This window comes from Undibacterium sp. Ji50W, from assembly GCF_049340445.1.
Lineage (GTDB): Bacteria > Pseudomonadota > Gammaproteobacteria > Burkholderiales > Burkholderiaceae_D > Undibacterium.
This window is the reverse complement of sequence record NZ_JBMPOX010000016.1, coordinates 54224-77607: the sequence shown is the minus strand read 5'-3', so window position 1 is coordinate 77607 and position 23384 is coordinate 54224. Positions and strand designations below refer to the sequence as shown.

The window sequence follows — 23384 nt, the reverse complement described above, 5'->3', positions numbered from 1 at the left end:
GCTTTAATTTTCTTGTGCTTGCAGCAGGATGGCGTCAATCACCTGCTGCGCCATGCGGCGACCAGCGCGTTGCTGACCCAGTTCGCTGCGCTGGTCACGCGCGTCGGCCTGCGCCAGGGCCGTGCGCAGGCAAGCTACCAGGTCACCATCCCAAATGGCTTGTATGCCGCCCATGCGCTCATAATTCCTGGGGCCGGGGGCAAATACCGGATTATCTTGCGCCAGTTCGGTCAATCTGTCTTCCGCTACCTTGGTGATGCGCGCCATGGCAGGCAAGCCCATGACACGTATGGTCGCTTCTGGCAAGGCATAGCAGGCATCGGCCATCATGCCGCTGGTGATGAAGCCACCAGACAAGGCCTGGTCATACACCAGGGCAATGATCTTGTGACCGGACTGCCTTGCCAGTTCCAGGCATTTTCCCAGATGCGCCATATAGCTGTTAATACCCAGCATTTCATCGCGATGGCGCAGGCGCTGGCCCTGGGTATCCACCAGCAAGAGTATCGGTCTTTGTGGGAAGTCGCGCACGGTCGCCAGCACGGCCCTGGCCTGCGCCAGGGCAATCTCCACCCCTATGGGTGTATGGCCGCTGGTACCGATCAGGCTGATGGCTTGCCCATCGATTTCTGCAGTACCAGAGATGAAATCATCGGTGATAGTGACCTGATGACCTTGCGGGAATAACTGCCCCAGCAATTGCATGCTATCCATTATTGCCCCCCATCCGTATCCGCATAGCGATGCTTGTTTTGCCTGAGCCCGGCGGTCAGTTGCAGGAAAGTCTGGGTATCCAGCATGGCCAGCTCTTCCGGTTGTTTGACACCCATGGCAGACCAGATATCCATCGGTTCTTTCTTGTCGCCAAAATCTTGCAGGCGTTCGGTCAGCATGCGCTGTTCTGCTTCCAGTTCAAGCACGCTGAGTGCGGCTTCGGTCAGGGAATATTGCTGCATGGCTTGTACTATCGCAATCTTGAACGCAGCATCGTCGTCGGTCACCAGCATCTGGCAATCGCCAAGCAGGTAACGGTGTTTGCCACCCGTAGTACGCCATACCAGTGCACGGTCACGTGAATCAAATTCTTCGACGCCGTTGGCGGTTTCTATGACTTCAGGGCCGGACATGGCCAGCCTTGCTTCTTCCGACATGATGATGACATTTGCGCAGCGCGAGACGATACCCATGCCACCGAAGCAGCCATTGCTGCCACCAATGACGACGATGACGGGTATGCCAGCTGCACGCACAGCCAGCAGGGCACGCATGACTTCCGACACGGCAATCAGACCTGCATTCGCTTCATGCAGACGCACGCCACCCGATTCTGCCAGCAGCACCAGCGCTTGTGGCTTGTGGATGATGGCAGCACGCATCAGGCCTACCAGTTTGGCACCATGCACTTCACCGACCGCCCCCCCCATGAAACCGCCTTCCTGCGCTGCGACATACACTGTTTTTCCATCCAGCCTGCCACGACCGATGATGACGCCATCATCAAATGAGACCGGTGCATTCAGTTGTGGCAGATGCGGGCTGGTCCATTGTCTGGCTGGTGGCAAAAATTCTTTAAAATCACTGATAAGGGCGGTAACTCGTTGCCTGGCGCTTGCTTCCAGATAGCTGCTCATTTCAATTGCTCCAGACAGGCTTCTATCGCCTGATCCATACGCAGGCTGACGACCGCCGGGGTGGCGCCCATGTCATTGATGGCGATGCGGCAATCGGCCAGTTGCCAGCGCTGGTTAAAGTCATGCATCACCGCTTGCCAGATCGCACCAAAGCCAACTGCTGCAGTACTGATTTCTATTTCACAGGCCGATTGCAAATCCAGTGACTGCACCAGCACTTCCAGATTGCCCGAACTGACGACGCCGACCAGTTGCGCCGCTGACCCCAGCTTGCGCTGCCCTTGTTCAAAGCGGTATACCAAAGTTTCCATGATGATCCTTACCAGTTCCTGAAACGTTTTGGTGGCTGATATAAACCTGCCGACGCACGTACCAGGTCTTTCATATTCTTCGCTGCCAGCAAATCACGCGTGGCCATGCGCTTGTCTATGCCCAGGTCTTCCGGTCGCTTGATGATGCCACGGTCACGCAGGTTCTCTACCATGCGCTGGTCTCTTGCCAGACCCACTGGCGTATAACCAGCGACACCGCGTATGGCTTGTTCGCGTTCTTCTTCGCTGCGGCACAACAGCAGGTTGGCAATACCTTCTTCGGTCAGGATATGGGTCACATCATCACCATAAATCATCACCGGTGGTATGGCCATATTGGCCTGTTCTGCCAACTGCCAGGCATCAAGTTTTTCTACGAATGCAGGCTGCATGTGTTCACGGAAAGTCTCTACCATTTGCACCACCAGTTTTTGCCCGCGCGGTATTTTATTGCTGCCAGCACGTGCTTCGCGCCCTGCCTTCAGCCAGGCCGGGCTGGCGTGGCGACGGCCACGCGCATCAGCCCCCATATTCGGCGCACCACCAAAACCGGCGATACGTCCCAGGGTTGCCGTCGACGAATTACCCTGCAGATCAATTTGCAGGGTGGAACCGATAAACATATCGCAGGCATAATGCCCGGCTGCCTGTGACAGCGCACGGTTGCTGCGCATGGAACCATCGGCACCGACAAAAAAGACATCGGGGCGGGCACGGATATAATCTTCCATGCCCAGTTCCGAACCGAAGGAATGTACCGATTCAACAAAGCCCGCCTCTATCGCAGGGATCAGTGCCGGGTGTGGGTTCAGCGCCCAGTGGCTGGCGATCTTGCCTTTCAAACCCAGCGACGCTGCATAGGTAGGCAACAACAATTCTATGGCGGCAGTATCAAAGCCTATGCCATGGTTAAGGCGTTTCACTTCATATTCGGCGTAAATGCCCTTGATGGCCATCATCGCCATCAAGACCTGTATCTCGGATATCAAAGCCGGGTCACGGGTGAACAACGGTTCTATGTAATGCGGTGTCGGTGCCTGCACCACAAAATCCACCCAACTGGCGGGGATGTCGACACGCGGCAAGACATCCACAATTTCATTGACCTGGGCAATCACGATGCCGGACTTGAAAGCCGTAGCTTCAACGATCGTCGGCGTGTCTTCGGTATTCGGGCCGGTATATAAATTACCTGCGCGGTCAGCCGACTGTGCAGCCACCAGGGCCACGCGCGGTGTCAGGTCGACGAAATAGCGCGCATACAATTCCAGATACGTATGGATGGCACCGATATTGAGCCTGCCGGCTGAAGCCAGTTTGGCCAGGCGGGCTGCCTGCGGGCCGGAAAAAGAAAAATCCAGCTTGCTGGCAATGCCTTTATCAAACACATCCAGGTGTTCAGGCAGGGCCAGCACGGACAGCAGCATGTGCAAATCGTGGACACGTGTAGCATCCAGCCTGGTCAGTGCCTTGGCCAGAAAATCTGCCTGCTTCTGGTTATTACCTTCCAGGCAAACCCGGTCGCCTGCTTCCAGTACCGCATGCAGGCAGTCGCCTATGCGCTGCTGCGGAAATAGCTTGCCCTGCAAATCATTGCCCAGCACATCAGCAGCGCGTTGCAGGCGCTGCTGGCGGTTGGTTTGCAGGGTGTTCCAGCGACCGGCTGCGGTCATTATTTGACTCCCATCAAGGCATCAGGAAATGCGGTCGCGATGTGCGGGAAAACGCACAACAGGATCACGGCCACCAGCATTAACAACAGAAAAGGCATGACACCCCATACGATATCCTTCAAGGGTATGTCAGGCGCAATATTCTTGATGACAAAAATATTCAAGCCCACGGGCGGATGTATCAGGCCCATTTCCATGACGATGGTCATAACCACGCCAAACCAGATCAGGTCAAACCCGGCCACTTTCAATGGCGGCAAAATAATCGGGCACATCATCAGGATAATCGATACCGGCGGCAGGAAGAAACCAAACACCACCACCATCAACAGTATCACCGCCAGCAACATCCATTTACTCAGATGCAAATCCACCACCCATTGTGCTGCCGACTGGCTGATGTGCAGATAGCTCATGACATAGGAGTACAGCAGCGACATGCCTATGATGAGCAACAACATCGTCGATTCCTTGATGGTCGAGGTGATGAAGGGTGAAATATCTTTTGGTCGCCACACACCATATACGATGGCAATCAGCACCATCGCCAGCAAAGCGCCCAGGCCAGCGGTTTCTGAAGGTGTGGCATAGCCACCATACAAAGCTACCATGACACCGATCAGCAGGATGACGAAGGGCAGCACGCGCGGCAACATTTCAACTTTTTGCGCGAGTGTGAAATGTTCTTCTTCCAGATAGGCTGATTTTACGCCGCCCTGTTCATAAGCCTTGTACGCAATCGCATATTCACGACGCGCACGATACACGGCATAGCCCGAAAATAAAATCACCAGCAAAACACCCGGGCCTATGCCAGCCAGGAACAAACGACCCAGCGACTGTTCGGCAGCGACGGCATACAGGATCATGGTGATCGATGGTGGCAGCAAGATACCCAGGGTACCGCCAGCAGCAATGATACCTGCCGCAAAGCCGGGCGAATAACCACGCCTGCGCATTTCAGGTATGCCGGCAGAACCAATCGCTGAACATGTCGCTGGTGAAGAACCAGCCATTGCCGCAAACATGGCACAGGCAAAAACATTCGCAATACCCAGACCACCCGGCACCTTGTGCAGCCAGGCATGGATGGCCGAATACAAGTCACGCCCGGCCGGTGATTTGCCTATGGCCGCCCCTTTTAAAATGAAGAGCGGTATCGACAGCAAGGTGATCGATGCCATTTCTTCATACACGTTCTGGGTAATGGTATCGAGTGATGCGGCGGGCATGAAAAAATACATGAAGCCAGTGGCCACCACACCCAGGGCAAAGGCAATGGGCATGCCGGAAAACATCACGATCAGGGTCACGATGCCATATAAGACACCTAAGGTCAGTGGGCTCATGCTGCCCTCCGTTTGGCGGTGATGGCAGCCAGCACCTGAACCACAATTTGCAGCGACAGCAGCGTCATACCGGCAGCCATCATGGCATAGGGTATCCATAGCGGGGGGGCAAATGTTGATGATGTGGTTTGTCCATCGACCCAGGCTTCATGAAACAGGGTCCAGGATTTCCAGGAAAAGAACAGGCAAAAAGCACCGCTGATGATATCCACCATCAACAGCCGCAAGCGGTTGATGGACGGTGGCAAGATCGAGGACAATACCTCTATGCCTATATGTCCGCGATGCGACTGGACATACGCTGCAGAAAAGAACGTCACGCCTATCAGCATGAAGACCGAAGCCTCGTCCTGCCAATCCGTCGGCACCTTGAACAGATAACGTGTGACCACGGAATAAGTGAGGATGAAAGCCGTCAACAGCATGGCAAACATGGATATGCTGACGATGACTTTATTCAGCCATGCCAGTATTTTAGCCAGCACGGCGACATGGGCATTGTCAGGAACTGGCGGCCCCTTGGGTGCTTCCATCTCAAAGCCATGGCTCATAATAATTTCTCCGCCAGTTTCAGCAATTTGGCGCAGTTTTCACTTTTGTCTGCATAATCTTTCCAGGCTGTGGTGCGGGCGATTGCCTGCCATTTTTTGACGGTGGCGGCATTCAGGTCAACTACCTTGGCACCTTTCTTTTCATACACGTTGGCGACAGCGATATCGTCTTGCTTGGCGGCCTTGATGGCAAAAGCCTCCAACTCGGCACCAACAGTCATGATGGTGTTTTGCTGATCTTTGCTCAGCTTGTCAAAAATCGTTTTTGACATCATCAGCGGCTCAAACATATACCAGTAGCTCTGACCACGCCCACTGGTCAGGAATTTGGAAACTTCTTCCAGGCGGAAAGAGATCAGCGAAGTCGATGAAGTCATGGCGGCTTCCATCGCCCCGGTCTGCATGGCGGCATAAATTTCATTGGAAGGCAGCGATACCACGGCAGCACCAGCGGCTTTCAATACCAGATCCACTTCGCGTGAACCACCACGTATCTTCATGCCCTTGACGTCGTCCGGCTCCACCACCGCCTTGGTCCGCGATGCCACGCCACCGGCTTGCCAGATCCAGCTGACGACGACGATGCCCTTGTCCAGCAAGAGTTTATTCAGTTCTCTGCCGATTTCAGCATTTTTCCAGGCGGCACCGACTTCATATGATGGCACCAGCCCCGGCATGAGGCCGATATTCACTTCTGGCACTTCACCACCGGCATACGACAAAGGCACCAAAGATAAATCCAGCGCCCCTTTGCGCATGGAAGAAAACTGCGCATTGGTTTTCATCAGTGAAGAACCGGGATAGATTTCAAACTTCAGGCTGCCATTGCTGCGCTTTTGCACTTCCGCAGCAAACATGCGGCACAGACGATCACGGAAATCGCCCTCTTCCAGCGTGCCACCAGGAAATTGATGGGAAATTTTCAGCGTCGTGGCTTGTGCCCACGCGGTCAAGGGTGACCATGCTGCAGCCAATGGGGTAAGACTCAGAGCTTGTAAGACTGTTCTTCTCTTCAGTTGCGACATGATTACTCCTAAGGTTTTGTGGACGAAACATCTCGTTTGGGCAAGTTTCTCTCTTGCCCTGTGTCTTGCATATTTTGCCAGAAATTCTTCCGTGTATGCTTTTTTAATCTTCTTGTATACAAGATCTTATATTTTGCATTCAAAGTCAACTTGAATATATACTAGCTACATGATTTATATTGATGTACCAAAAAAATGAAAAACCGCTCCGCCAGTCTGCGAGAAGAAATAGAAGAATTGATAGCAACAGGGCAACTCCAGCCCGGCCATCATCTCGACGAAACCGAACTGGCAGAACGCTTTGGCGTGTCCCGCACACCAATACGCGAAGCCCTGATACAACTGGCTTCCATGGGCATTATAGAAATGCGCCCACGGCGTGGTGCCCAGGTGGCGACCGTCAGCCCCCAGCAACTGGTGGAAATGTTTGAAGTCATGGCAGAATTTGAAGCCATGTGCGGCCGCATGGCGGCACGCCGCATGTCGAAACAGGAACAGACAGATTTAAAAACTGCGCATGAAGCCTGCAAGGATGCGCGTGATGCCGAAGACCCGGACGAATATTTTTACAAGAATGAAATCTTTCACTACCTGATTTATCAGGGTAGCCACAATGATTTCCTGGCGATGCAAGCCATGAATCTGCACCGGCGCCTGCGCCCTTACCGTCGCCTGCAATTGCGCGTACGTGACCGCATTGCCAATTCCTATAACGAACACGACCAGGTGGTGCAAGCCATCCTGCAGGGCGAAGCTGAATTGACTGCAAATTTACTGCGCGGTCATATCATGATACAGGGCCAGCGCTTTGCCGATTTGATCGCCTCCCTGCCGCGACAATTAGTCAATATGACCGCCGGCAAACACCTCGCAACAAGCTCTTAATATTACTACCTGGCTTATGGCGTGCAGACCTGATGAACTATTACAGTCCGCTAAGGAACGTGTTTACGATCTGTAGCGAGCGAGCGTCAGCGGGGAGAAGAGCAGCGCAAAAAGCGGAATGTACTCTAAGACCATGAGCATTTTGAGCAGCGCATGAACCCCGCGCGGACTCCGATTGCGCACGCGCTTAAGATCGCAAACAGGTTCTAAGGCCGATGCTGGTTGTCTGCCTTTTGTGTATCAAAGAAATACGTCATGCGCTTGCGTGGACTCAGGTAATCATAGACCTCTGGCGACAACTGGCCGGGTTTCAGGCTGGAACTGATGTCTAGCGTCGGCTCATGTATCAAGTCAAGAATGATGGCCTCGGACTTGGGGACGCTGGGATCATAAATCAGGACACTGGGGCGTAGCGGTTTACCGGAATTAACACCTATTACCATACCCAAAGTACCATCATTGAGCTTGACTATGGTGCCCGGAGGATACACACCCATGCAGCGGATGAAGATGTTCAGCGCCGGTGCATCGAACTGTTTGCGCAACTGGGCAAACATAAAGGACATGGCTTCATACGGGCTGAGTGAATCTGCAGGATTCGGTCGGTTGCACAAGTTATCATAGGTATTGACGATGGCGACAATGCGCGCCAGGTGAGAAATGCTGTTCCCTTTCAATTGCTGCGGATAGCCACTGCCGTCCACGTGCTCATGATGTTGCATGATGATGTCAGCCACGCCTTTGGATAAACCAATTTTTTCGGCAATCTGCTGGCCGTAATGGCAATGCATCTGCAAAAGATTCTGTTCCGCCTTGGTCAGGCCAAAGGTTTTGTGGACTATGCGATCAGGTATTTCTACCTTTCCAATGTCATGGAACAGACATGCCATCCCCATCAGTTTGATGTCTTCAGGCGAAAACGCCAGCTCTTTCGCCAGCATCATGGTCAACACGCCGACGTTCAGGGAGTGGTAATACGTTTCTTCCCCAACGATCTTGTCATTCATGAGGTGAATCGCAATGTCTTTATCCAGCAGCAATGAATCCAGCATTTGCTGGATCATCTGGTCTGCCTCCCGTACAGATTCTTGCGGGCGGGAAAACAGGTTTTTGGTAATATTCTTTAGCGTCGTGGCGGCTTTCAGCAACTCTTTCTCGCACTGTGCCACCGCACGCCTCTGTTCCACCAGCCGGTCTATGCGTGCTTTCTTTTCTTGTATCATGGCCAATTCTTCAGGGCTCTGCTGCAGCACGGGTGGCGCAACTGAAGCAGCCTGCTTTGGCTGAGGTGGCAGGGGCCGGTTATCCGACTTTGCCGGATTGACCCTGACCGTGGCCAGGCCCAACTGCCTGATGGCATCAACTTCTTCCTGGGTCTTGATCTTGAAACTATTCAAGGCAAATGAATGCTCCAGCCATGAGACGTCCAGATGTACATATAATCCTATGCACAATTGCTCAACTGGAACATCAACGGTAATCGGGGTTGCGCACATGGAAATTCTTGTAAAGCTAAAATGAGAACATTTTAACAAATGCTGGTTTCAAAACTTATTTCATTTTCAATACATGCAGATTCAAGGTTGACAAGCCGGTTCAGGCTACAGGATTATGCTGTACAGCAATCTGCCAAATCAGGACCTCAAAGGACACATCAAGCCCCATTTATAGATTGGGGCGAACGTGAACTTATCTATAGCTTGCCGCACTATCTTTAATCAAAATTTTTGCCTCTTTCAGGACATCACTTATGACACGCCCACTTGCCAGTTATAAATACTACGATTTCGTGATGGCGGCTTTCGTCACCGTCCTGCTATGCTCCAATCTGATCGGTGCCGCCAAGGCTGCCCAGGTCACGCTGCCCATTCTGGGTACGGTCACTTTTGGTGCCGGTGTATTGTTTTTCCCTATATCCTATATTTTTGGCGACATCCTGACTGAAGTGTATGGCTACGGACGTGACCGGCGTGTGATCTGGGCGGGGTTTGGGGCGCTGTTGTTTGCCGCCGTCATGTCTATCGTCGTGCTGTCACTGACACCGGCAGCAGACCCCTTCAATACCGAATACCAGACTCACCTGAATGCCGTGTTTGGCAATACGCCCAGGATTATCCTCGGCTCCATCACTGCATTCTGGTGTGGCAGTTTTGTGAACAGCTATGTACTGGCCAAGATGAAGCTGGCCATGCAGGGCAGGCAACTATGGATGCGTACCATAGGCTCCACCATATGCGGTGAATTTGTAGATTCCAGCCTGTTTTATGTGATTGCCTTTTATGGCATCTGGTCAAACAGCCAGTTGATCACGGTCATGGTGGCGCAATACATTTTGAAAACCGGCTGGGAAGTCGTGATGACACCGGTGACCTACAAGGTCGTGGCTTTCTTGAAACGCATGGAAAATGAAGACTATTACGATAAGGATACTGATTTCACACCCTTCAGATTAAAGCTGTAAAAGACCACAAAAATTTCACTACGGAAAAATTGGTTTAATCGCAATTAAACCAATTTACCAGCATTTTCTAAAGTTTTACGCAATTTTACCGTTCTAAGTGTGATGCGTATATTTACAAGCACTTAGGCCATGTTTCCTTTAAAAGTATTTCGTTTGTTTGAGCAGGCAGCAGAAACGCCGCAAAACACCACACAGCAACGCCGTCCACCAGCCGCAACCACGCAGGCGGGTGGTACTACGACTGAAGAACCTACCTGGCCAGAAGTCGATCGCCGTCAAAACGATGGCAGACGCCGCGCCGACCGCCGCGAAAAACAGCAGGCAATCTTGCTGAATACCCGTAAATTGCAAGGCAGGCGCAAAGACCCGGGACGCCGCCTGGAAGACAAACTGGCAGCACCGAATTCCCGTATACATTTTTCCATCAAGGGTTAAGCTTCAATTACCTGCGTGTACACCCAGTTTGCACAAAATACTTTCCATCAGGCACCACTTGGTGATGCCACTCTGCAATAAGTTACCTCCGACAAAAGCCGTGAAGGCCAGCCACCACTGATTCACAAACAGTGGGCTGGCGGGTGCGCCCACCACCAGGCTCAAAAGTATGAAACAACCTGCAATAATACGAACGATTTGCCAGCTAGTCATGATGAAACTCCTTATTGAAAATCAGGGTTATTTTTATAGGCGGCGTAATACAGCAGCGGTATCACCACCAAAGTGAGTAGGGTGGAAACAAAATTACCAAAAATCAGTGAAATCGCCAGACCGTTGAAGATGGGGTCATCAAGGATGAAGAAGGCACCCAGCATGGCAGCAAAGCCGGTCAGCGCAATTGGCTGGGCGCGTGTGATGGCAGAGCTGACTATCGCATCCCTGAATGCCATACCCGCAGCCACCTGCACATGGATGAAGTCCACCAGCAAGATAGAATTTCTGACGATGATGCCAGCCAGGGCGATCATGCCTATCATGCTGGTAGCCGTATATTGCGCACCCAGCAAGGCATGACCCGGCATGACGCCGATGATGGTCAGAGGTATCGGTGCCATGATGATCAGTGGCGTCAGGTAAGAGCCAAATTGCGCCACCACCAGCAAATAAATCAGTATCAGGCCCACGGCATAGGCAGCGCCCATGTCGCGAAAGGTTTCATAAGTGATCTTCCATTCGCCATCCCATTTCAGGCTGAAGCCGCGATACGGGTCCGATGGGGTGTGGATGAAGAATTCATCCAGCTTGCCACCATCAGGGGCAATAATTTTTGCGATTTCAGCGCGCATGGCGAACATGCCATACAGCGGACTGTCTGTCGCGCCAGCCATGTCGGCAATGACGTAATTGACTGCCAGGCCATCCTTGTGAAACAACGCCTGCTCGCGCAGACTGTCTGAAACATTCACTAGCTCACGCACCGGTACCAGTTGTCCTTGCGCTGACTTGACACGCAGATTTAACAGGCTATCCAGGTTGCCCTGTTCAGCGACTGGCAATTGCAGTTGTATGGCAGTGGCATACTTGCTTTCATCATGCAGATAGCTGGCCGCATCGCCCTGCAGGCCTGCACGTAGCGTCGTCACTATGGTGGCCTGGCTGATACCCAGTGCCGCTGCCTTGCGCTGGTCTATCAGCAAGACTTTGCGCGGTGCATCGGTGATGCTACTGTCATCGACATCAACCACACCTGGCGTCCGCATGAACACGGCACGTACGGCTTTGGCAACTTGTCGCCGGCCAGCATCCGTCGGGCCATAAATTTCTGCCACGATGGCTGCCATCACCGGCGGGCCGGGCGGTACTTCCACCACTTTGACATTCGCAGAAAAACGCTGGCCGATTTCCTGCAAGGCCGGGCGCAGGCGGCTGGCGATGCCATGGCTTTGCGCGCTGCGATGATGCTTGTCCACCAAATTCACCTGGATGTCACCAACATCCCCGACCGCCCGCAAATAATACTGGCGCACCAGGCCATTGAAATTGATCGGTGCTGCCGTACCGGCATACGCCTGATAATCAGCGACCTCCGGCACCTTCGACAAGTACCCGCCAAGCTCGCGCAGTACCGCTGCGGTTTTTTCTACCGGGGTACCGGCTGGCATATCAACCACTACCTGGAATTCAGACTTGTTATCAAAAGGCAGCATCTTCAACTGCACCCAGCCCAGCACCGGCAACACCACCGACATGACGATCAGTGCAAAGATAGCCAGTGCCAGACGCCAGCCATTCGCACTGCCCTTGCGCTCGTCAAGAAAGGGGCGAAATACACGCTGGAACAGCCAGCCCAGTGTTTTCTGCCATTTACTTTGATGACCATCGTGGCCCTGCTTCATCCAGATGCGTGCCAGCCAGGGTGTGACGACGAAAGCGATCACCAGTGACAACAACATGCCCATGCTGGCATTGATGGGAATCGGGCTCATATACGGCCCCATCAAGCCGCTGACAAAGGCCATCGGCAACAAGGCAGCGATCACCGTCAGTGTCGCCAGTATAGTGGGGCCACCGACTTCATCGACGGCACCGGGTATGATTTCAAGCAGCGGTTTATCTGGAAACAAGATCTGATGTCGGTGTATGTTTTCAACCACGACAATCGCATCATCGACCAGTATGCCGATGGAAAAAATCAGGGCAAACAGCGATACCCGGTTCAGCGTGAAACCCCAGGCCCAGGATGCAAACAGGTTCACGGTCAAGGTCAGTATCACCGCCGTACCGACGATCGCGGCTTCGCGCCACCCCAATGCGATGAAGACCAGGGCCACTACGCAAGCTGTGGCAAACAATAATTTTTGTATGAGTTTTTTGGCCTTGTCGTCCGCAGTCTGGCCATAATTGCGCGTCATGCTGACTTCCACACCTTCAGGTATGACGGTATTGCGCAATTCTGCTACGCGCTGCCTGACCGCATCAGCAACCGCCACCGCATTCTGGCCAGGCTGCTTGCTGATGGCGATGGTGACAGCGGGGTAGTCAGCCGCATCGCTACCCGCCTGGCCGTGCCAGACATAAGATGTGGCTGGCAACGGCCCGTCTTCGATTTTGGCGACATCACTCATGAATACAGGTTTGCCGCCCCTGACACCGACCACGACTTCCGCCACGGCTCGTGCATCATGCAAAAACGGACCGGCATCGATGGTGATACTTTGATTGGCGCGCGTCAACTCACCGACAGGCAAGCCCAGATTAACTGCCTGCAGACTGGTTTGCAGATCCACCACGGTCAGGCCATGCGCTGCCATCCTGGCCGGATCGAGATCGATACGGATGGCACGGCCAGGGCCGCCCGTGGTACTGATGTCACGCGTGCCCTTTACCCGCTTGAGTTCGGCTTCCATGCTGTGGGCAACACGTTCCAGATCATAGGCAGCACTCTGTGGATTCTTGCTCCACAATGTCAACGCGACGATGGGTACGTCGTCTATGCCTTTCGGTTTGACGATGGCTTCCAGGGTACCCAGTTTGGCAGGCAACCAGTCGCGGTGGCTGTGTACCACATCATACAAACGCACCAGTGCTTCGGTGCGCGGCACCCCCACTTCAAATTGCACGGTCATGATGGCCATGCCTGGTCGTGAGACCGATATCACATGTTCGACATTGGCGATTTGGCCCAGCAGTTGTTCTGCCGGTATAGCCACTTGCTGTTCCACCTGCCCGACCGCTGCACCGGGGAAGGGAATCAATACATTCGCCATCGTCACATTGATCTGTGGTTCTTCTTCACGCGGCGTGACAAGGATGGCAAATACGCCGAGCAGAAACGCCACCAGGGCCAGCAAGGGTGTGATTTGTGCAGTTTGAAAAAATTGCGCGATGCGTCCCGACAATCCCAATTCTTTTGACATGGAAATCCTTAGCGCGACTGTAAGGCGGCTAAAGGATAGCGCGCCACTTTTTCACCAGCAGCGACACCGCCCAGCACTTCCTGTTCTTCGCCAACAATGGGACCAGGCTTGATTTGCCTGAGCATGGCCTTGCCTTGCGGGTTCACAACATACACGCCGTATAACTCAGCACGACGCAATACTGCTGTGGCAGGCACATACAAACGCGTGTTGTCACCCATGTCATCCACTGCCCTTGCTGGCAATTGCAGCCGTGCGAACATCCCGGGTGCAAGACCAGGCACCGCAGGTAAATCAAAGCGCAGTTGTACGGTATGGGTGCTGGCATCCGTCACGGGCAGGACGATGTATTTATCAAGCCTGATGATGCGCTGTGCCAGTGGCAAGCCAGGTATTTCAATATTGATAGTCTGCCCGTTCGCCAAACTGGCGAGTTGTGCTTGCGGCAGGGTTGCCGTGACGCGCAAAGCAGAAGGATCAAATACCGCCAGCAATGCCTTGCCAGGTGTCACCATATCGCCCTCACTGATAAAGACATCAGCAATCCGGCCCGCATAGGGTGCTGTCAGGCTATAAAAGCCCGCTTGTGTCTGCACTGCGCCGGCCTGGGCAATTTGCGCGTTGGCATCGGCAGTGGCAGATTTAAATTGTGCTTCTGCACGATCAAGTTGCGCCTGACTGATGTACTGGCGTGCAAATAACTGTTTTTGCCGTTCGAAATCTTTACTTGCCACCTGCAAGCTGGCACGTGCCACCTCGACTTGTGCCTGGCTTGCATGCGCCTGCTGGCTGGCGGCGCGGCCATCCAGACGCACCAGCATTTGTCCTGCCTTTATGCTGTCACCGGCCTTGACCGGTAAATCGGTAATGGCTCCGGATACCTGGGCCGCGATGACCGTCTGCCGGACTGCTTCCACCACGCCATCGGCGGTAATGCTGCTGGCATTGTGGCTGGACCTGACCCCGGCAACCTCCAGGCTTGCCGCTGCAACTTGCGACGCAAAGCAGACGGCAATGGAAGCAAGTACTTGCTTCGTTGTTAGTTGAATTGATACGGTCAAGGGTCTGGTAGCCACGGATAAAGCCTCTTTCAACAAATAACAAATAGCAAATAAAAAATGGCGATTTTTTGCGGGAAGCTTTTGCCTTAGCCACGAACACATAATATTCTTATTTGCGCAATTACGCAAATAGTAAACTAAGCGTGGGCAATCCAGACTAGTCGAGGTATGATAGAAACATTCCCACTACTGCATTGATTGATATGGACGGATTATCGGATCAGGCATTGATACAGATTGCCCATTATTTTTCAGCCCTGGCTGAACCGACCCGTTTGCGCATCCTGAATTGCCTGCGCGAGAAAGAACACAATGTCGGCGAACTGGCTGAACGTTGTGCCTGCTCGCAGGCGAATGTGTCTCGCCATCTGTCTACACTGGCCAAGCATGGCCTGGTGGCACGCGAGGGACGTGGCACTTCGGTGTATTACCATATTGCAGACCAGTCCATCTATGCGCTGTGCGACCTGGTGTGTGACAACGTGGCACGCCAGTTTGAAGCCCAGGCCGCCTTGCTGAATGGCAGCCGCACTGGCACCGGCTGATTCGAACGACTCAGAACGTGTGTACGATCTGTAGCGAGCGAGCGTCAGCGGGGTAAGGGTAACAAAAACGCAGCGCAAAAAGCGGAATGTACTTAAGTACATGAGCATTTTGAGCAGCGCATGAGCCCCGATCACGCTCGCGCTTAAGATCGTAAACAGGTTCTTACTTCAAAGCACGGTAAAACAGGCTGACTGCCACACAAACCAGCAAGCCGATGAAAATAAGCTGTACCTGACGTGCAGGCAAACGAAGCGCAATGTGTCGCGCCGCCAGCATGCCGCCCACCGTGGTGATCACGAAAAAAGCCGACAAAGCCAAAGGTAAGCTGACCCCGCTCAGCAAGGCAGAAGCCACGCCCATGCCACCTACCAGGCTAACCACCAGCAGCGACGTCGCTATCGCCACATGTATGCTGGCATTGGTGTAATGCCTGAGCATGGGGACGATGACGAAACCGCCACCGACGCCGAGCAAACCAGTCATGAAACCGGAGACAGCGCCAATCAAGGCGATCACGGCCCCCGTCTTGAAAGACCATTCAAAGCGCCCGGTGCTGCTATTGATACGCGCCAGGGCAGAACGTGGACCATCCGCATCGTCTGGCGAACGCAGTTGCACCACCAGGCGCACTACCACGGCACACAGGATCAGGGCAAAGGCCAGCATCAGCCATTGCTGGGACAGCCTATGCGCAAGCTGTACACCCAGCAAGGTCGGAAGACTGCCGGCCACCGCCATCAGGATGGCGGCGCGATAACGCACCAGCTTGCGGTACAAGCCCTCGATGGCACCAATGGCAGCCGCCGTGCTGACTGCCAGCAAGGCAAGCGGCATGGCTTGCTGCATGCTCCAGCCCTGCGTATACACCAGGGCCGGCACCGCCAGAATACCGCCGCCGGCCCCGGTCAAACCCATGATCAGCCCCACCACGGCACCAATCAGGATAACGATGAAATCAGTCAGCGTCAGCAGCATACAAGCTCGCAATGGAAAAACGCCAGTGTAGTCCTTGCCGTCCTGCTCGTCGAGTCTACATCTGTGGAAATGGCTGCAAAAACGATATCAAATTCAACAACAATTTTGCTATCATCAGAACATCACGCAAAACCGGGCTCGCCATGAAACCGCACATACAAAGTTTCTTCGATACGCAAACCTGCACGGCGACCCATGTCGTGTTTGACGAAGCCGGCGGCCATGCTGCCGTGATTGATCCGGTGCTGAATTACGAGCCCAAATCGGGCCGCACCAAAACCCAGTCTGCCGATCAGGTACTGGATTTTCTTCAGGCTCAGCGCTTGCAACTGCAATGGATACTGGAAACCCATGCCCATGCCGACCACCTGTCTGCGGCGCAATACATCAAGCAACAAGCTGGCGGCAAGATCGCTATCGGCCAGCACATCAGCCAGGTGCAACAAGTATTCAAATCCCTGTTCAATCTGGACCCGGTATTCGCCGTCGACGGTTCACAGTTCGATCACCTGTTTGTCGACAATGAAGAATTTTTCATCGGCAAACTGGCAGCGCGTGCATTGCTGGTGCCGGGCCACACACCGGCAGACATGGCTTACCATATCGTGGACAGTATCTTTGTCGGCGATACCCTGTTCATGCCGGACGTGGGTACGGCACGCTGCGATTTCCCCGGTGGCGATGCCACCCAGCTATACCATTCCATACGCAAATTGCTGGCCTATGCACCCGAGACGCGGCTGTTTCTGTGTCACGACTATCCACCTGCCGGGCGCAGTACCTGCACCCAGACTACCGTGGCCCAACAGAAAGCAGAAAACGTGCATGTTCGTGACGGTGTCACGGAAGCTGAATTCGTCGCCCTACGCGACAAGCGGGACAGCGGCCTGGAAATGCCCTACCTCTTGCTGCCGGCGATACAGGTAAATATTCGCGCCGGCGTTTTTCCTGCACCTGAAGACAATGGCATCAGCTATCTGAAAATCCCCCTGAACAGCCTTTGAAAAAAGCCAGTCAACTCTCTGACACAAGGCGCTTCAAAGCGCGTGGAACGCCTGCATGCAAAGTTACAAAATGTTATTATTTTGCACAATTAATTTTTGCACAAAATCTGTACAGTAGCTTTAATAATTACAACTTGAAGGAAAATAATGGCAACAATACGTGTCAATGGTCAGGGTTTGTTTTTCAGCGCTCCCGCGGCTACCACTATCAGCTATTCGCAAAAATCGGCATCGGGCACCTACGTCAGCGGCGCCCTGCAATACGAATGGACCGGCTCTAACCTGAGCTACACCAGTGGCATTTATACGCCAACTGGCGGCACCGTTACTTCCTTTACTGTAAAAGATGGACTGGGTGTCGAGCAGTTCAGCATCAGTGGGGTCTCGTATCAAATTCAAGCCAACGATAACTTTAGTCAACTGACAGATATTTTCGTCAAGATGGTAGCCGGGAGTGATAACTGGACTGGCACGGCAGGAAATGAATTGTTCGTCATGGGCGAAGGCAACGACACATTTGATGGTGGCGCCGGCCTGGACACGGTTCAGATACAGAATTTGTCGAGCTATTTCTCTATTAACCAGGTAAAGAATGGCTTCACTACCACTTTTAATGTCCCGGGAAATCGGCTGAATGGTCAGGTGGATTCTTTTACCAATGTCGAAAGGCTGCAATTTAATGACAAGATAGTGGCACTGGACCTGGATGGAAATGCCGGTCAGGCCTATCGTTTGTATCAGGCGGCCTTCAATCGCACACCTGATAAAGCAGGGCTGGGATACTGGATAGGCCAACTGGACAAGGGGGCAGAAAACCTGAACCATGTCGCAGCCGGTTTTGTGAATTCTGCCGAATTCAAACAAATGTATGGCTCGAATATTTCAGACAACACGTTTCTGACGGCGCTATACAACAATGTCTTGCATCGCAATCCCGACCAGGCAGGTTTCGATTACTGGAATGGCCGTGTTGCAGCCGGCATGACACGTTCGGATATTTTGGCCAGCTTTAGCGAAAGCACGGAAAACATCGCCCAGGTCATAGGGCAGATTTCCCACGGTATAGAATATATTCCCTTCGGTTAAATCCTCATTTTGTCAGGGCTGCCATGTCCACACCGATCAAACGTATCGCCATCAGCACCGGCGGTGGTGATGCTCCCGGCCTGAATGCCGTCATACGTTCGGTGGTGCTGGCAGCGGAACAACGCGGCTGGGAATGTTTTGGCATACGCGAAGGCTTCAATGGCATCCTGCTGCCAGAGCGTTATCCACACAATGGTGTGCTACGTCTGACGGTGGATCAGGTGCGTGGCATCGGTCATCTGGGCGGCACGATACTGGGCACCACCAATCACGGTAACCCTTTAAAGTTTGCCACCAGCATGCCGGACGGCAGCGTGCAGGAAATTGACCGCAGTGCCGACATCCACCGTTACCTGAAACAGATGGATGTCGACGCCCTCGTCTGCATAGGCGGTGATGGCACCCTGACCATCGCCAATGCCCTGCATCTGCAGGGCTTGCGTGTGGTGGGTGTGCCCAAGACCATAGACAATGACCTGGACAAGACCTTTACCACGTTTGGTTTTGACACGGCAGTGTCATTTGCCACCGAATGTGTGGACAGGCTGCACAGCACGGCAGAAAGCCATCAGCGCATCATGGTGGTGGAAGTAATGGGACGCTATGCCGGCTGGATTGCCTTGCATTCCGGCATTGCGGCCAATGCCCATGCCATCGTCATACCGGAAATTCCCTACGATGCAGAAAAAATCGCCACCATGATACGTAACCGCGATACCAATGGCCGTCATTATTCCATCGTGCTGGCAGCAGAAGGCGCTACCCCAGTCGGTGGCCAGCATGCGGTGCAGGAAAGCGCAGGTAGTGGCCACCTTGAAAGGCTGGGCGGCATAGGCGAAAAGCTGGCGCAAGACTTGCAGCGACTGACCGGCAAGGAAGCCCGCACCGTCGTACTGGGTCATCTGCTGCGCGGTGGCAGCCCGACGGCATTTGACCGTCTGTCAGCCATGCGCTTTGGTGCAGCAGCCGTGCGCGCCCTGGATGAAGGCCATTCCGGCATCATGGTGGCGCTGGCTTTTCCGAATGTGAATTATGTCGCGCTGGAAGAAGTGGCAGGACGCATGAAGGCCGTACCCATGGACAGTGACACCCTGCAAACCGCCCGTGACATCGGCATCTGTCTTGGTGATCATTGAATTTTCCAGGGCGTACTGACTGGCTTACCCCAAACTGTTTCTGACGTACGCCTCAAACTGGTCGGCCGGCAAAGGTTTTGAATACAGATAACCCTGCACTTCGTCACAGGCTTGCTGACGCAAAAATTCCAGTTGCTCGGCCGTTTCCACCCCTTCGGCAATAGTCATCAGGCCCATGCTTCTGGCCATGCTGATGACCGCACTGACGATGGCCCGGTCCTCTGGGTCACTGGTAATATCGCGCACAAAACTCCGGTCTATCTTCAGTTTGTATACCTTGAACTGTTTCAGATAACTGAGCGAAGAATAGCCGGTACCAAAATCATCGATGGACATGCGTATGCCACGCTCATGCAGGTTATTCATGACCGCAATAGCACCCTGTGGATCATGCATGGCCACGCCTTCGGTCAGTTCCAGTTCCAGGCATTCTGGCGGCATATCGGCTTCGCGCAATATGCGCGTCACCAGTGCAGGTAAATCATGATGGCGGAACTGCACCGCCGACAGATTGACGGCAATCAGCAAATCCGGCAGACCATTTGTCTGCCACTGTTTCCATTGCTGCACTGCCGTGCGCAATACCCATTCACCGATGGATAAAATCAGGCCGCTTTCTTCTACCACCGGGATAAACTCTACCGGCGACACGGCACCCAGCACCGGGTGCTGCCAGCGCAGCAAGGCTTCTGCCCCCAGCACGGCGCCGCTATGCATGGCAATTTGCGGTTGATAATGCAATTGAAACTGTTGCTTTTCCACTGCCTGACGCAAGGCATTCACCAGTTCCAGGTGGCGGGTTGAACGTTCCTGCATTTCCTGGGTAAAGAAACGGAAGGCATTGCGCCCTTCACGCTTGGCCCGGTACATGGCGGCATCGGCATTGCGCGACAGGGTCTCCAGGTCTTTGCCATCATTGGGGTAAATGGCAATGCCCATGGATGCGGTGACGTTCAGGTCATAGTCACCGATACGGAATGGCGCATTCACAACCTGCATGAGTTTTTGCACGACCTGTTCTGCCTTGTGCTCATCCACACCAGTCAATAATAAAATAAATTCGTCACCGCCCAGCCGCGATATCGTATCGTTTTCACGCATGGAGGCCACCATGCGCTTGGCCAGTTCCACCAGCATGACATCGCCCAGGCTATGGCCCAGGGTATCGTTGATATCCTTGAAGTGATCAAGATCAAAGAAGATCACTGCCAGTGCATCGCTATTTCTTTCTGCCAGGCTGATCGCATAACGCGCCAGTTCATCCAGCAGGGTACGGTTGGGCAAACCGGTCAATGCATCGTAGTGAGCAAGGTATTTGATGCGTTCTTCCGTGCGTTTCTTGTCGGTGATGTCTTCCTGTATCGACAGGAAATGCGTCACTACCCCTTCGCTGTTGCGTATCGGTGAAATATGCGCCAGATCGGTATGATCCAGACCATCGGCATAGCGGTTGATGAGCTCGCCTTTCCAGCTTTCGCCGCGTTCAAGCTGCTGCCACATATCGGCATACACCTCCGGGGCGGTGCGGCCAGAACGCATGATGCTGGGTTGGCGTCCCACCACTTCATCCAGGCGCTTGCCGGCATTCTTCAGGTAGGCATCATTTGCATATTCGATATTCACCAGCGTGTCGGTAATCACGATGGCATTCGAGCTTTGTTCCAGCGCCTGCGACAGCTTGCGCAAGGTTTCTTCTGTCTGTTTACGCTCTATGCCGATGGCGATCAGGTTGGCGGCCATTTCCAGCATCTGCAGGGAAAATATATCCGGGCTTAATGGCTGGTGGTGATAAATCGCAAAGGCACCAATGATCTTGCGTTCAGCCGAAAAAATCGGCTCCGACCAGCAAGAAAGCAGATTCGCCTGTTCTGCCACCGCCCAATAATCTATCCAGTAAGGATGCGTAGACAAATCGTGGGCAATGGTTCGCTCACCGGTAAACATGGCATTCCCGCATGAGCCTACCCCAGGGCCTATCACCACACCTTCTATGGCTTGAACATAAAAGTCGGGCAAGCTGGGTGCTGCCCCGGTACGCAAACGCTGGCCATCTTTATCCAGCAACATGATGGAACACAGACAATCCGGCAGCAGCGATTCCACCTTCAGAACGACTTCATGAAACAATTCTTTCTGCGTCAAGGTGCCAGTAATTCGCTCCAGCATGAAGCTGCGCAATTCTTCCATCTGCAAGGCATGCCGGCGTTCGGCTTCCAGTTCAAAGCGGTTCAGTGCGTGACTGACATCGACGGCAAATTCGATCAACAATTCCTGCACCGCCTCATCAAAAGCATTTTCCTGATCGGAATACAGGTTGAAGGTACCCACCACCTTGCCATTGTTGAACAAAGGCAGCGCCACTGACGCCTGCCAGCCGTATTCTGCAGCACGTGCATGCCAGGGCGCGGTAACGGGATCACGCAAAAAATGTTGGCACCAGTAAGGCTGTTTTTGCAGATATGCGTGAACACTGGGGCCCTGGGCAGTCGGCTCATCAGCCTTCAGCGAAATAGACAAATCACGCAGACACGCAACGCCACTACCAAACCAGGCCATCGGTTTCAGTACCTGTTCATCCTCATTGACCAAACCTATCCAGGCCATTTTAAGACCACCTATACTGACCGCGTCTTCGCAGATGCGTGGCATCAATTCGGCTTTATTATCGATACGCAAAATGGATTGATTGCACTGTGCCAGCGCGCCATAGAGCTGGCTTAAACGTGCACTTTTCTGGTTTGCCAATTGTCTTTCTTCTTCAATTGCCGCCAGCCTTTGGCGGGCAATGGCAAGCCAGCCCATGATGCTTTCTTCCGCACCTGGCCTGGCGCTGACAGGGTCAGTAAAATTTCCTTTACCCAGGTTTACCAGACCGGCATACACCTCGGTAATCGAACCGCCCAGTGTCAGGTTCAGTGCGCGGTAAGAATGCCACAGCAAACCAACCAGCAACACCCCCACCACAATGAACAGCAAACGCAGACGCAAGGCAAATTGTTCGGCCCCCAGTAGCAGCGCCAGATTGCGCCTTTCTATCATTTCGTGGGCTTCTGTTATCGGACGCAAGATAGCCAGTTTGGCTTGCCGGTACTGGTCGTCATACAACATGCCCATCGCCCGCTGTCTGGCCAGCGCAGGGTCTGCTGCCGGGTCTTCTATCAGATGCATGGCAGCCCACTCTATCTTGGTCAGGGCATCAGAATTGGCTTTGGCCAGCTCCAGTCTGGCAAACTCTTCTTTACTGAGGCCCGCGTTACCCAGCAAGTCCAGCAAGGGGACGCCACGTCCTGGCCCTGGTCCTGCTACGCTGACATCTTCATTGCTGCGCTGGTTATTAACGGCAGGGACCAGATCCCAGAACAGGTTTTTCCCCAGAGCAGGACGTGCGGCCTTGCCATTGCGCACATCGAGAATGTGCTGGTAGTAACGTTTATAGTCGGGATTGCCGGTGGCGACATAGCTGCGCACCATGCGGGTCAGGTCTTCCGAGGTTTGTTGTAATTCCGTCGACAGAACATGGGATTCAAAGCGGAGGTCATTCACCCGGTCTATGGATTTTTCTGAATGCACATACCAGACAAAAACCAGCGTAAAAAGGGCGAACACAGCCAAAGTCAGCCAAAAGCTGCGGGAATAACTGGATAAACTGTTGTGAGAAGTCATCGAAAAAAGGCTTTCCAGACTCGGGCAACAAAAACTGCCTCAGAACAAGAAAGGATTCTTGTTCCTTGGCATGTTTCTCCTGATGCAATCTTGCACTTGGCTATAGTGTAACGGACTCAGGCAGGACCTCAAATGCTTATTTGAACCTTGCTTGCGCCACACAACGCAAGGCA

At 53.4% G+C, this 23384-nt stretch carries 20 protein-coding genes; 7 read left to right on the top strand and 13 right to left on the bottom strand.

Annotated elements, in window-relative coordinates; translation table 11 throughout:
- Window positions 1–3 precede the first annotated feature (3 nt).
- The 7 genes from mdcE to dctP are packed head-to-tail and all read right to left on the bottom strand — an operon-like array spanning window position 4 to window position 6540.
- The gene (gene mdcE / locus ACO0K9_RS19945; protein ID WP_422987836.1) at window positions 4–714 is read right to left on the bottom strand and encodes a biotin-independent malonate decarboxylase subunit gamma; all 711 of its coding nucleotides are present in this window, start codon (window positions 712–714) and stop codon (window positions 4–6) included.
- Window positions 714–1631: a biotin-independent malonate decarboxylase subunit beta gene (locus ACO0K9_RS19940; RefSeq protein WP_422987835.1), complete on the bottom strand. Its 918-nt coding sequence runs from the start codon at window positions 1629–1631 to the stop codon at window positions 714–716. Before ACO0K9_RS19940 ends, mdcE begins: the two co-directional genes overlap by 1 nt.
- Complete coding sequence (mdcC, locus tag ACO0K9_RS19935) at window positions 1628–1942, bottom strand: malonate decarboxylase acyl carrier protein (RefSeq protein WP_422987834.1); 315 nt, start codon at window positions 1940–1942, stop codon at window positions 1628–1630. The genes ACO0K9_RS19940 and mdcC overlap by 4 nt, the downstream gene beginning before the upstream one ends.
- Before the next feature lie 8 nt (window positions 1943–1950).
- Window positions 1951–3615, bottom strand: a complete 1665-nt coding sequence (gene mdcA / locus ACO0K9_RS19930) for a malonate decarboxylase subunit alpha (protein WP_422987833.1) — start codon at window positions 3613–3615, stop codon at window positions 1951–1953.
- Window positions 3615–4964 (bottom strand): TRAP transporter large permease, encoded by a 1350-nt coding sequence (locus ACO0K9_RS19925; protein WP_422987832.1) that lies wholly within the window; start codon window positions 4962–4964, stop codon window positions 3615–3617. The genes mdcA and ACO0K9_RS19925 overlap by 1 nt, the downstream gene beginning before the upstream one ends.
- The gene (locus tag ACO0K9_RS19920) at window positions 4961–5515 is read right to left on the bottom strand and encodes a TRAP transporter small permease (protein WP_422987831.1); all 555 of its coding nucleotides are present in this window, start codon (window positions 5513–5515) and stop codon (window positions 4961–4963) included. The genes ACO0K9_RS19925 and ACO0K9_RS19920 overlap by 4 nt, the downstream gene beginning before the upstream one ends.
- Complete coding sequence (gene dctP / locus ACO0K9_RS19915; RefSeq protein ID WP_422987830.1) at window positions 5512–6540, bottom strand: TRAP transporter substrate-binding protein DctP; 1029 nt, start codon at window positions 6538–6540, stop codon at window positions 5512–5514. Before dctP ends, ACO0K9_RS19920 begins: the two co-directional genes overlap by 4 nt.
- Before the next feature lie 195 nt (window positions 6541–6735).
- Here dctP and ACO0K9_RS19910 point away from each other — a divergent pair, with 195 nt between their 5' ends.
- A complete protein-coding gene (locus ACO0K9_RS19910; protein ID WP_422987829.1) occupies window positions 6736–7425 on the top strand; it encodes a GntR family transcriptional regulator in 690 nt (229 codons plus the stop codon).
- 206 nt (window positions 7426–7631) lie between these two features.
- Here ACO0K9_RS19910 and ACO0K9_RS19905 read toward each other — a convergent pair whose 3' ends face one another.
- Window positions 7632–8921 (bottom strand): HD-GYP domain-containing protein, encoded by a 1290-nt coding sequence (locus ACO0K9_RS19905; RefSeq protein ID WP_422987828.1) that lies wholly within the window; start codon window positions 8919–8921, stop codon window positions 7632–7634.
- 254 nt (window positions 8922–9175) lie between these two features.
- Between ACO0K9_RS19905 and ACO0K9_RS19900 the strand changes: the two genes are divergently transcribed.
- Both ACO0K9_RS19900 and ACO0K9_RS19895 read left to right on the top strand, forming a co-directional pair.
- Window positions 9176–9886, top strand: a complete 711-nt coding sequence (locus ACO0K9_RS19900) for a queuosine precursor transporter (RefSeq protein ID WP_422987827.1) — start codon at window positions 9176–9178, stop codon at window positions 9884–9886.
- Window positions 9887–10015: 129 nt separating this feature from the next.
- Window positions 10016–10321, top strand: a complete 306-nt coding sequence (locus tag ACO0K9_RS19895; protein ID WP_422987826.1) for a hypothetical protein — start codon at window positions 10016–10018, stop codon at window positions 10319–10321.
- Between the two features lie 3 nt (window positions 10322–10324).
- Here ACO0K9_RS19895 and ACO0K9_RS19890 read toward each other — a convergent pair whose 3' ends face one another.
- Genes ACO0K9_RS19890 through ACO0K9_RS19880 form a run of 3 tightly spaced genes read right to left on the bottom strand, consistent with a single transcriptional unit; the run spans window position 10325 to window position 14816 of the window.
- On the bottom strand, window positions 10325–10534 hold the full coding sequence (locus tag ACO0K9_RS19890) for a YgaP family membrane protein (protein WP_422987825.1): 210 nt from the start codon (window positions 10532–10534) through the stop codon (window positions 10325–10327).
- Between the two features lie 11 nt (window positions 10535–10545).
- Window positions 10546–13740, bottom strand: coding sequence for an efflux RND transporter permease subunit (locus ACO0K9_RS19885; protein WP_422987824.1), 3195 nt, complete (start codon window positions 13738–13740; stop codon window positions 10546–10548).
- A gap of 8 nt (window positions 13741–13748) precedes the next feature.
- Window positions 13749–14816 (bottom strand): efflux RND transporter periplasmic adaptor subunit, encoded by a 1068-nt coding sequence (locus ACO0K9_RS19880; protein ID WP_422987823.1) that lies wholly within the window; start codon window positions 14814–14816, stop codon window positions 13749–13751.
- 188 nt (window positions 14817–15004) lie between these two features.
- On the opposite strand from ACO0K9_RS19880, the gene ACO0K9_RS19875 reads away from it, so the two are divergent.
- Window positions 15005–15346: an ArsR/SmtB family transcription factor gene (locus ACO0K9_RS19875; RefSeq protein WP_422987822.1), complete on the top strand. Its 342-nt coding sequence runs from the start codon at window positions 15005–15007 to the stop codon at window positions 15344–15346.
- A 163-nt stretch (window positions 15347–15509) separates the two neighbouring features.
- Here the strand turns inward: ACO0K9_RS19875 and ACO0K9_RS19870 are convergent, their stop codons facing one another.
- A complete protein-coding gene (locus ACO0K9_RS19870) occupies window positions 15510–16322 on the bottom strand; it encodes a sulfite exporter TauE/SafE family protein (protein ID WP_422987821.1) in 813 nt (270 codons plus the stop codon).
- Between the two features lie 143 nt (window positions 16323–16465).
- Between ACO0K9_RS19870 and ACO0K9_RS19865 the strand changes: the two genes are divergently transcribed.
- The 3 genes from ACO0K9_RS19865 (at window position 16466) to ACO0K9_RS19855 (ending at window position 19548) form a co-directional block, all read left to right on the top strand.
- Entirely contained in the window at window positions 16466–17326 is an 861-nt protein-coding gene (locus ACO0K9_RS19865) for an MBL fold metallo-hydrolase (protein WP_422987820.1), read from the top strand.
- Between the two features lie 147 nt (window positions 17327–17473).
- Complete coding sequence (locus ACO0K9_RS19860; protein WP_422987819.1) at window positions 17474–18412, top strand: DUF4214 domain-containing protein; 939 nt, start codon at window positions 17474–17476, stop codon at window positions 18410–18412.
- 23 nt (window positions 18413–18435) lie between these two features.
- A complete protein-coding gene (locus tag ACO0K9_RS19855; RefSeq protein ID WP_422987818.1) occupies window positions 18436–19548 on the top strand; it encodes a 6-phosphofructokinase in 1113 nt (370 codons plus the stop codon).
- Window positions 19549–19572: 24 nt separating this feature from the next.
- On the opposite strand, the gene ACO0K9_RS19850 is transcribed toward ACO0K9_RS19855, so the two are convergent.
- Entirely contained in the window at window positions 19573–23211 is a 3639-nt protein-coding gene (locus ACO0K9_RS19850) for a bifunctional diguanylate cyclase/phosphodiesterase (RefSeq protein WP_422987817.1), read from the bottom strand.
- Window positions 23212–23384 lie beyond the last annotated feature (173 nt).

Coding starts and splice junctions, on each gene's coding strand:
- mdcE (WP_422987836.1), bottom strand. CDS start 714: ATGGATAGCATGCAATTGCTGGGGCAGTTATTCCCGCAAGGTCATCAG.
- ACO0K9_RS19940 (WP_422987835.1), bottom strand. CDS start 1,631: ATGAGCAGCTATCTGGAAGCAAGCGCCAGGCAACGAGTTACCGCCCTT.
- mdcC (WP_422987834.1), bottom strand. CDS start 1,942: ATGGAAACTTTGGTATACCGCTTTGAACAAGGGCAGCGCAAGCTGGGG.
- mdcA (WP_422987833.1), bottom strand. CDS start 3,615: ATGACCGCAGCCGGTCGCTGGAACACCCTGCAAACCAACCGCCAGCAG.
- ACO0K9_RS19925 (WP_422987832.1), bottom strand. CDS start 4,964: ATGAGCCCACTGACCTTAGGTGTCTTATATGGCATCGTGACCCTGATC.
- ACO0K9_RS19920 (WP_422987831.1), bottom strand. CDS start 5,515: ATGAGCCATGGCTTTGAGATGGAAGCACCCAAGGGGCCGCCAGTTCCT.
- dctP (WP_422987830.1), bottom strand. CDS start 6,540: ATGTCGCAACTGAAGAGAAGAACAGTCTTACAAGCTCTGAGTCTTACC.
- ACO0K9_RS19910 (WP_422987829.1), top strand. CDS start 6,736: ATGAAAAACCGCTCCGCCAGTCTGCGAGAAGAAATAGAAGAATTGATA.
- ACO0K9_RS19905 (WP_422987828.1), bottom strand. CDS start 8,921: ATGTGCGCAACCCCGATTACCGTTGATGTTCCAGTTGAGCAATTGTGC.
- ACO0K9_RS19900 (WP_422987827.1), top strand. CDS start 9,176: ATGACACGCCCACTTGCCAGTTATAAATACTACGATTTCGTGATGGCG.
- ACO0K9_RS19895 (WP_422987826.1), top strand. CDS start 10,016: ATGTTTCCTTTAAAAGTATTTCGTTTGTTTGAGCAGGCAGCAGAAACG.
- ACO0K9_RS19890 (WP_422987825.1), bottom strand. CDS start 10,534: ATGACTAGCTGGCAAATCGTTCGTATTATTGCAGGTTGTTTCATACTT.
- ACO0K9_RS19885 (WP_422987824.1), bottom strand. CDS start 13,740: ATGTCAAAAGAATTGGGATTGTCGGGACGCATCGCGCAATTTTTTCAA.
- ACO0K9_RS19875 (WP_422987822.1), top strand. CDS start 15,005: ATGGACGGATTATCGGATCAGGCATTGATACAGATTGCCCATTATTTT.
- ACO0K9_RS19870 (WP_422987821.1), bottom strand. CDS start 16,322: ATGCTGCTGACGCTGACTGATTTCATCGTTATCCTGATTGGTGCCGTG.
- ACO0K9_RS19865 (WP_422987820.1), top strand. CDS start 16,466: ATGAAACCGCACATACAAAGTTTCTTCGATACGCAAACCTGCACGGCG.
- ACO0K9_RS19860 (WP_422987819.1), top strand. CDS start 17,474: ATGGCAACAATACGTGTCAATGGTCAGGGTTTGTTTTTCAGCGCTCCC.
- ACO0K9_RS19855 (WP_422987818.1), top strand. CDS start 18,436: ATGTCCACACCGATCAAACGTATCGCCATCAGCACCGGCGGTGGTGAT.
- ACO0K9_RS19850 (WP_422987817.1), bottom strand. CDS start 23,211: ATGACTTCTCACAACAGTTTATCCAGTTATTCCCGCAGCTTTTGGCTG.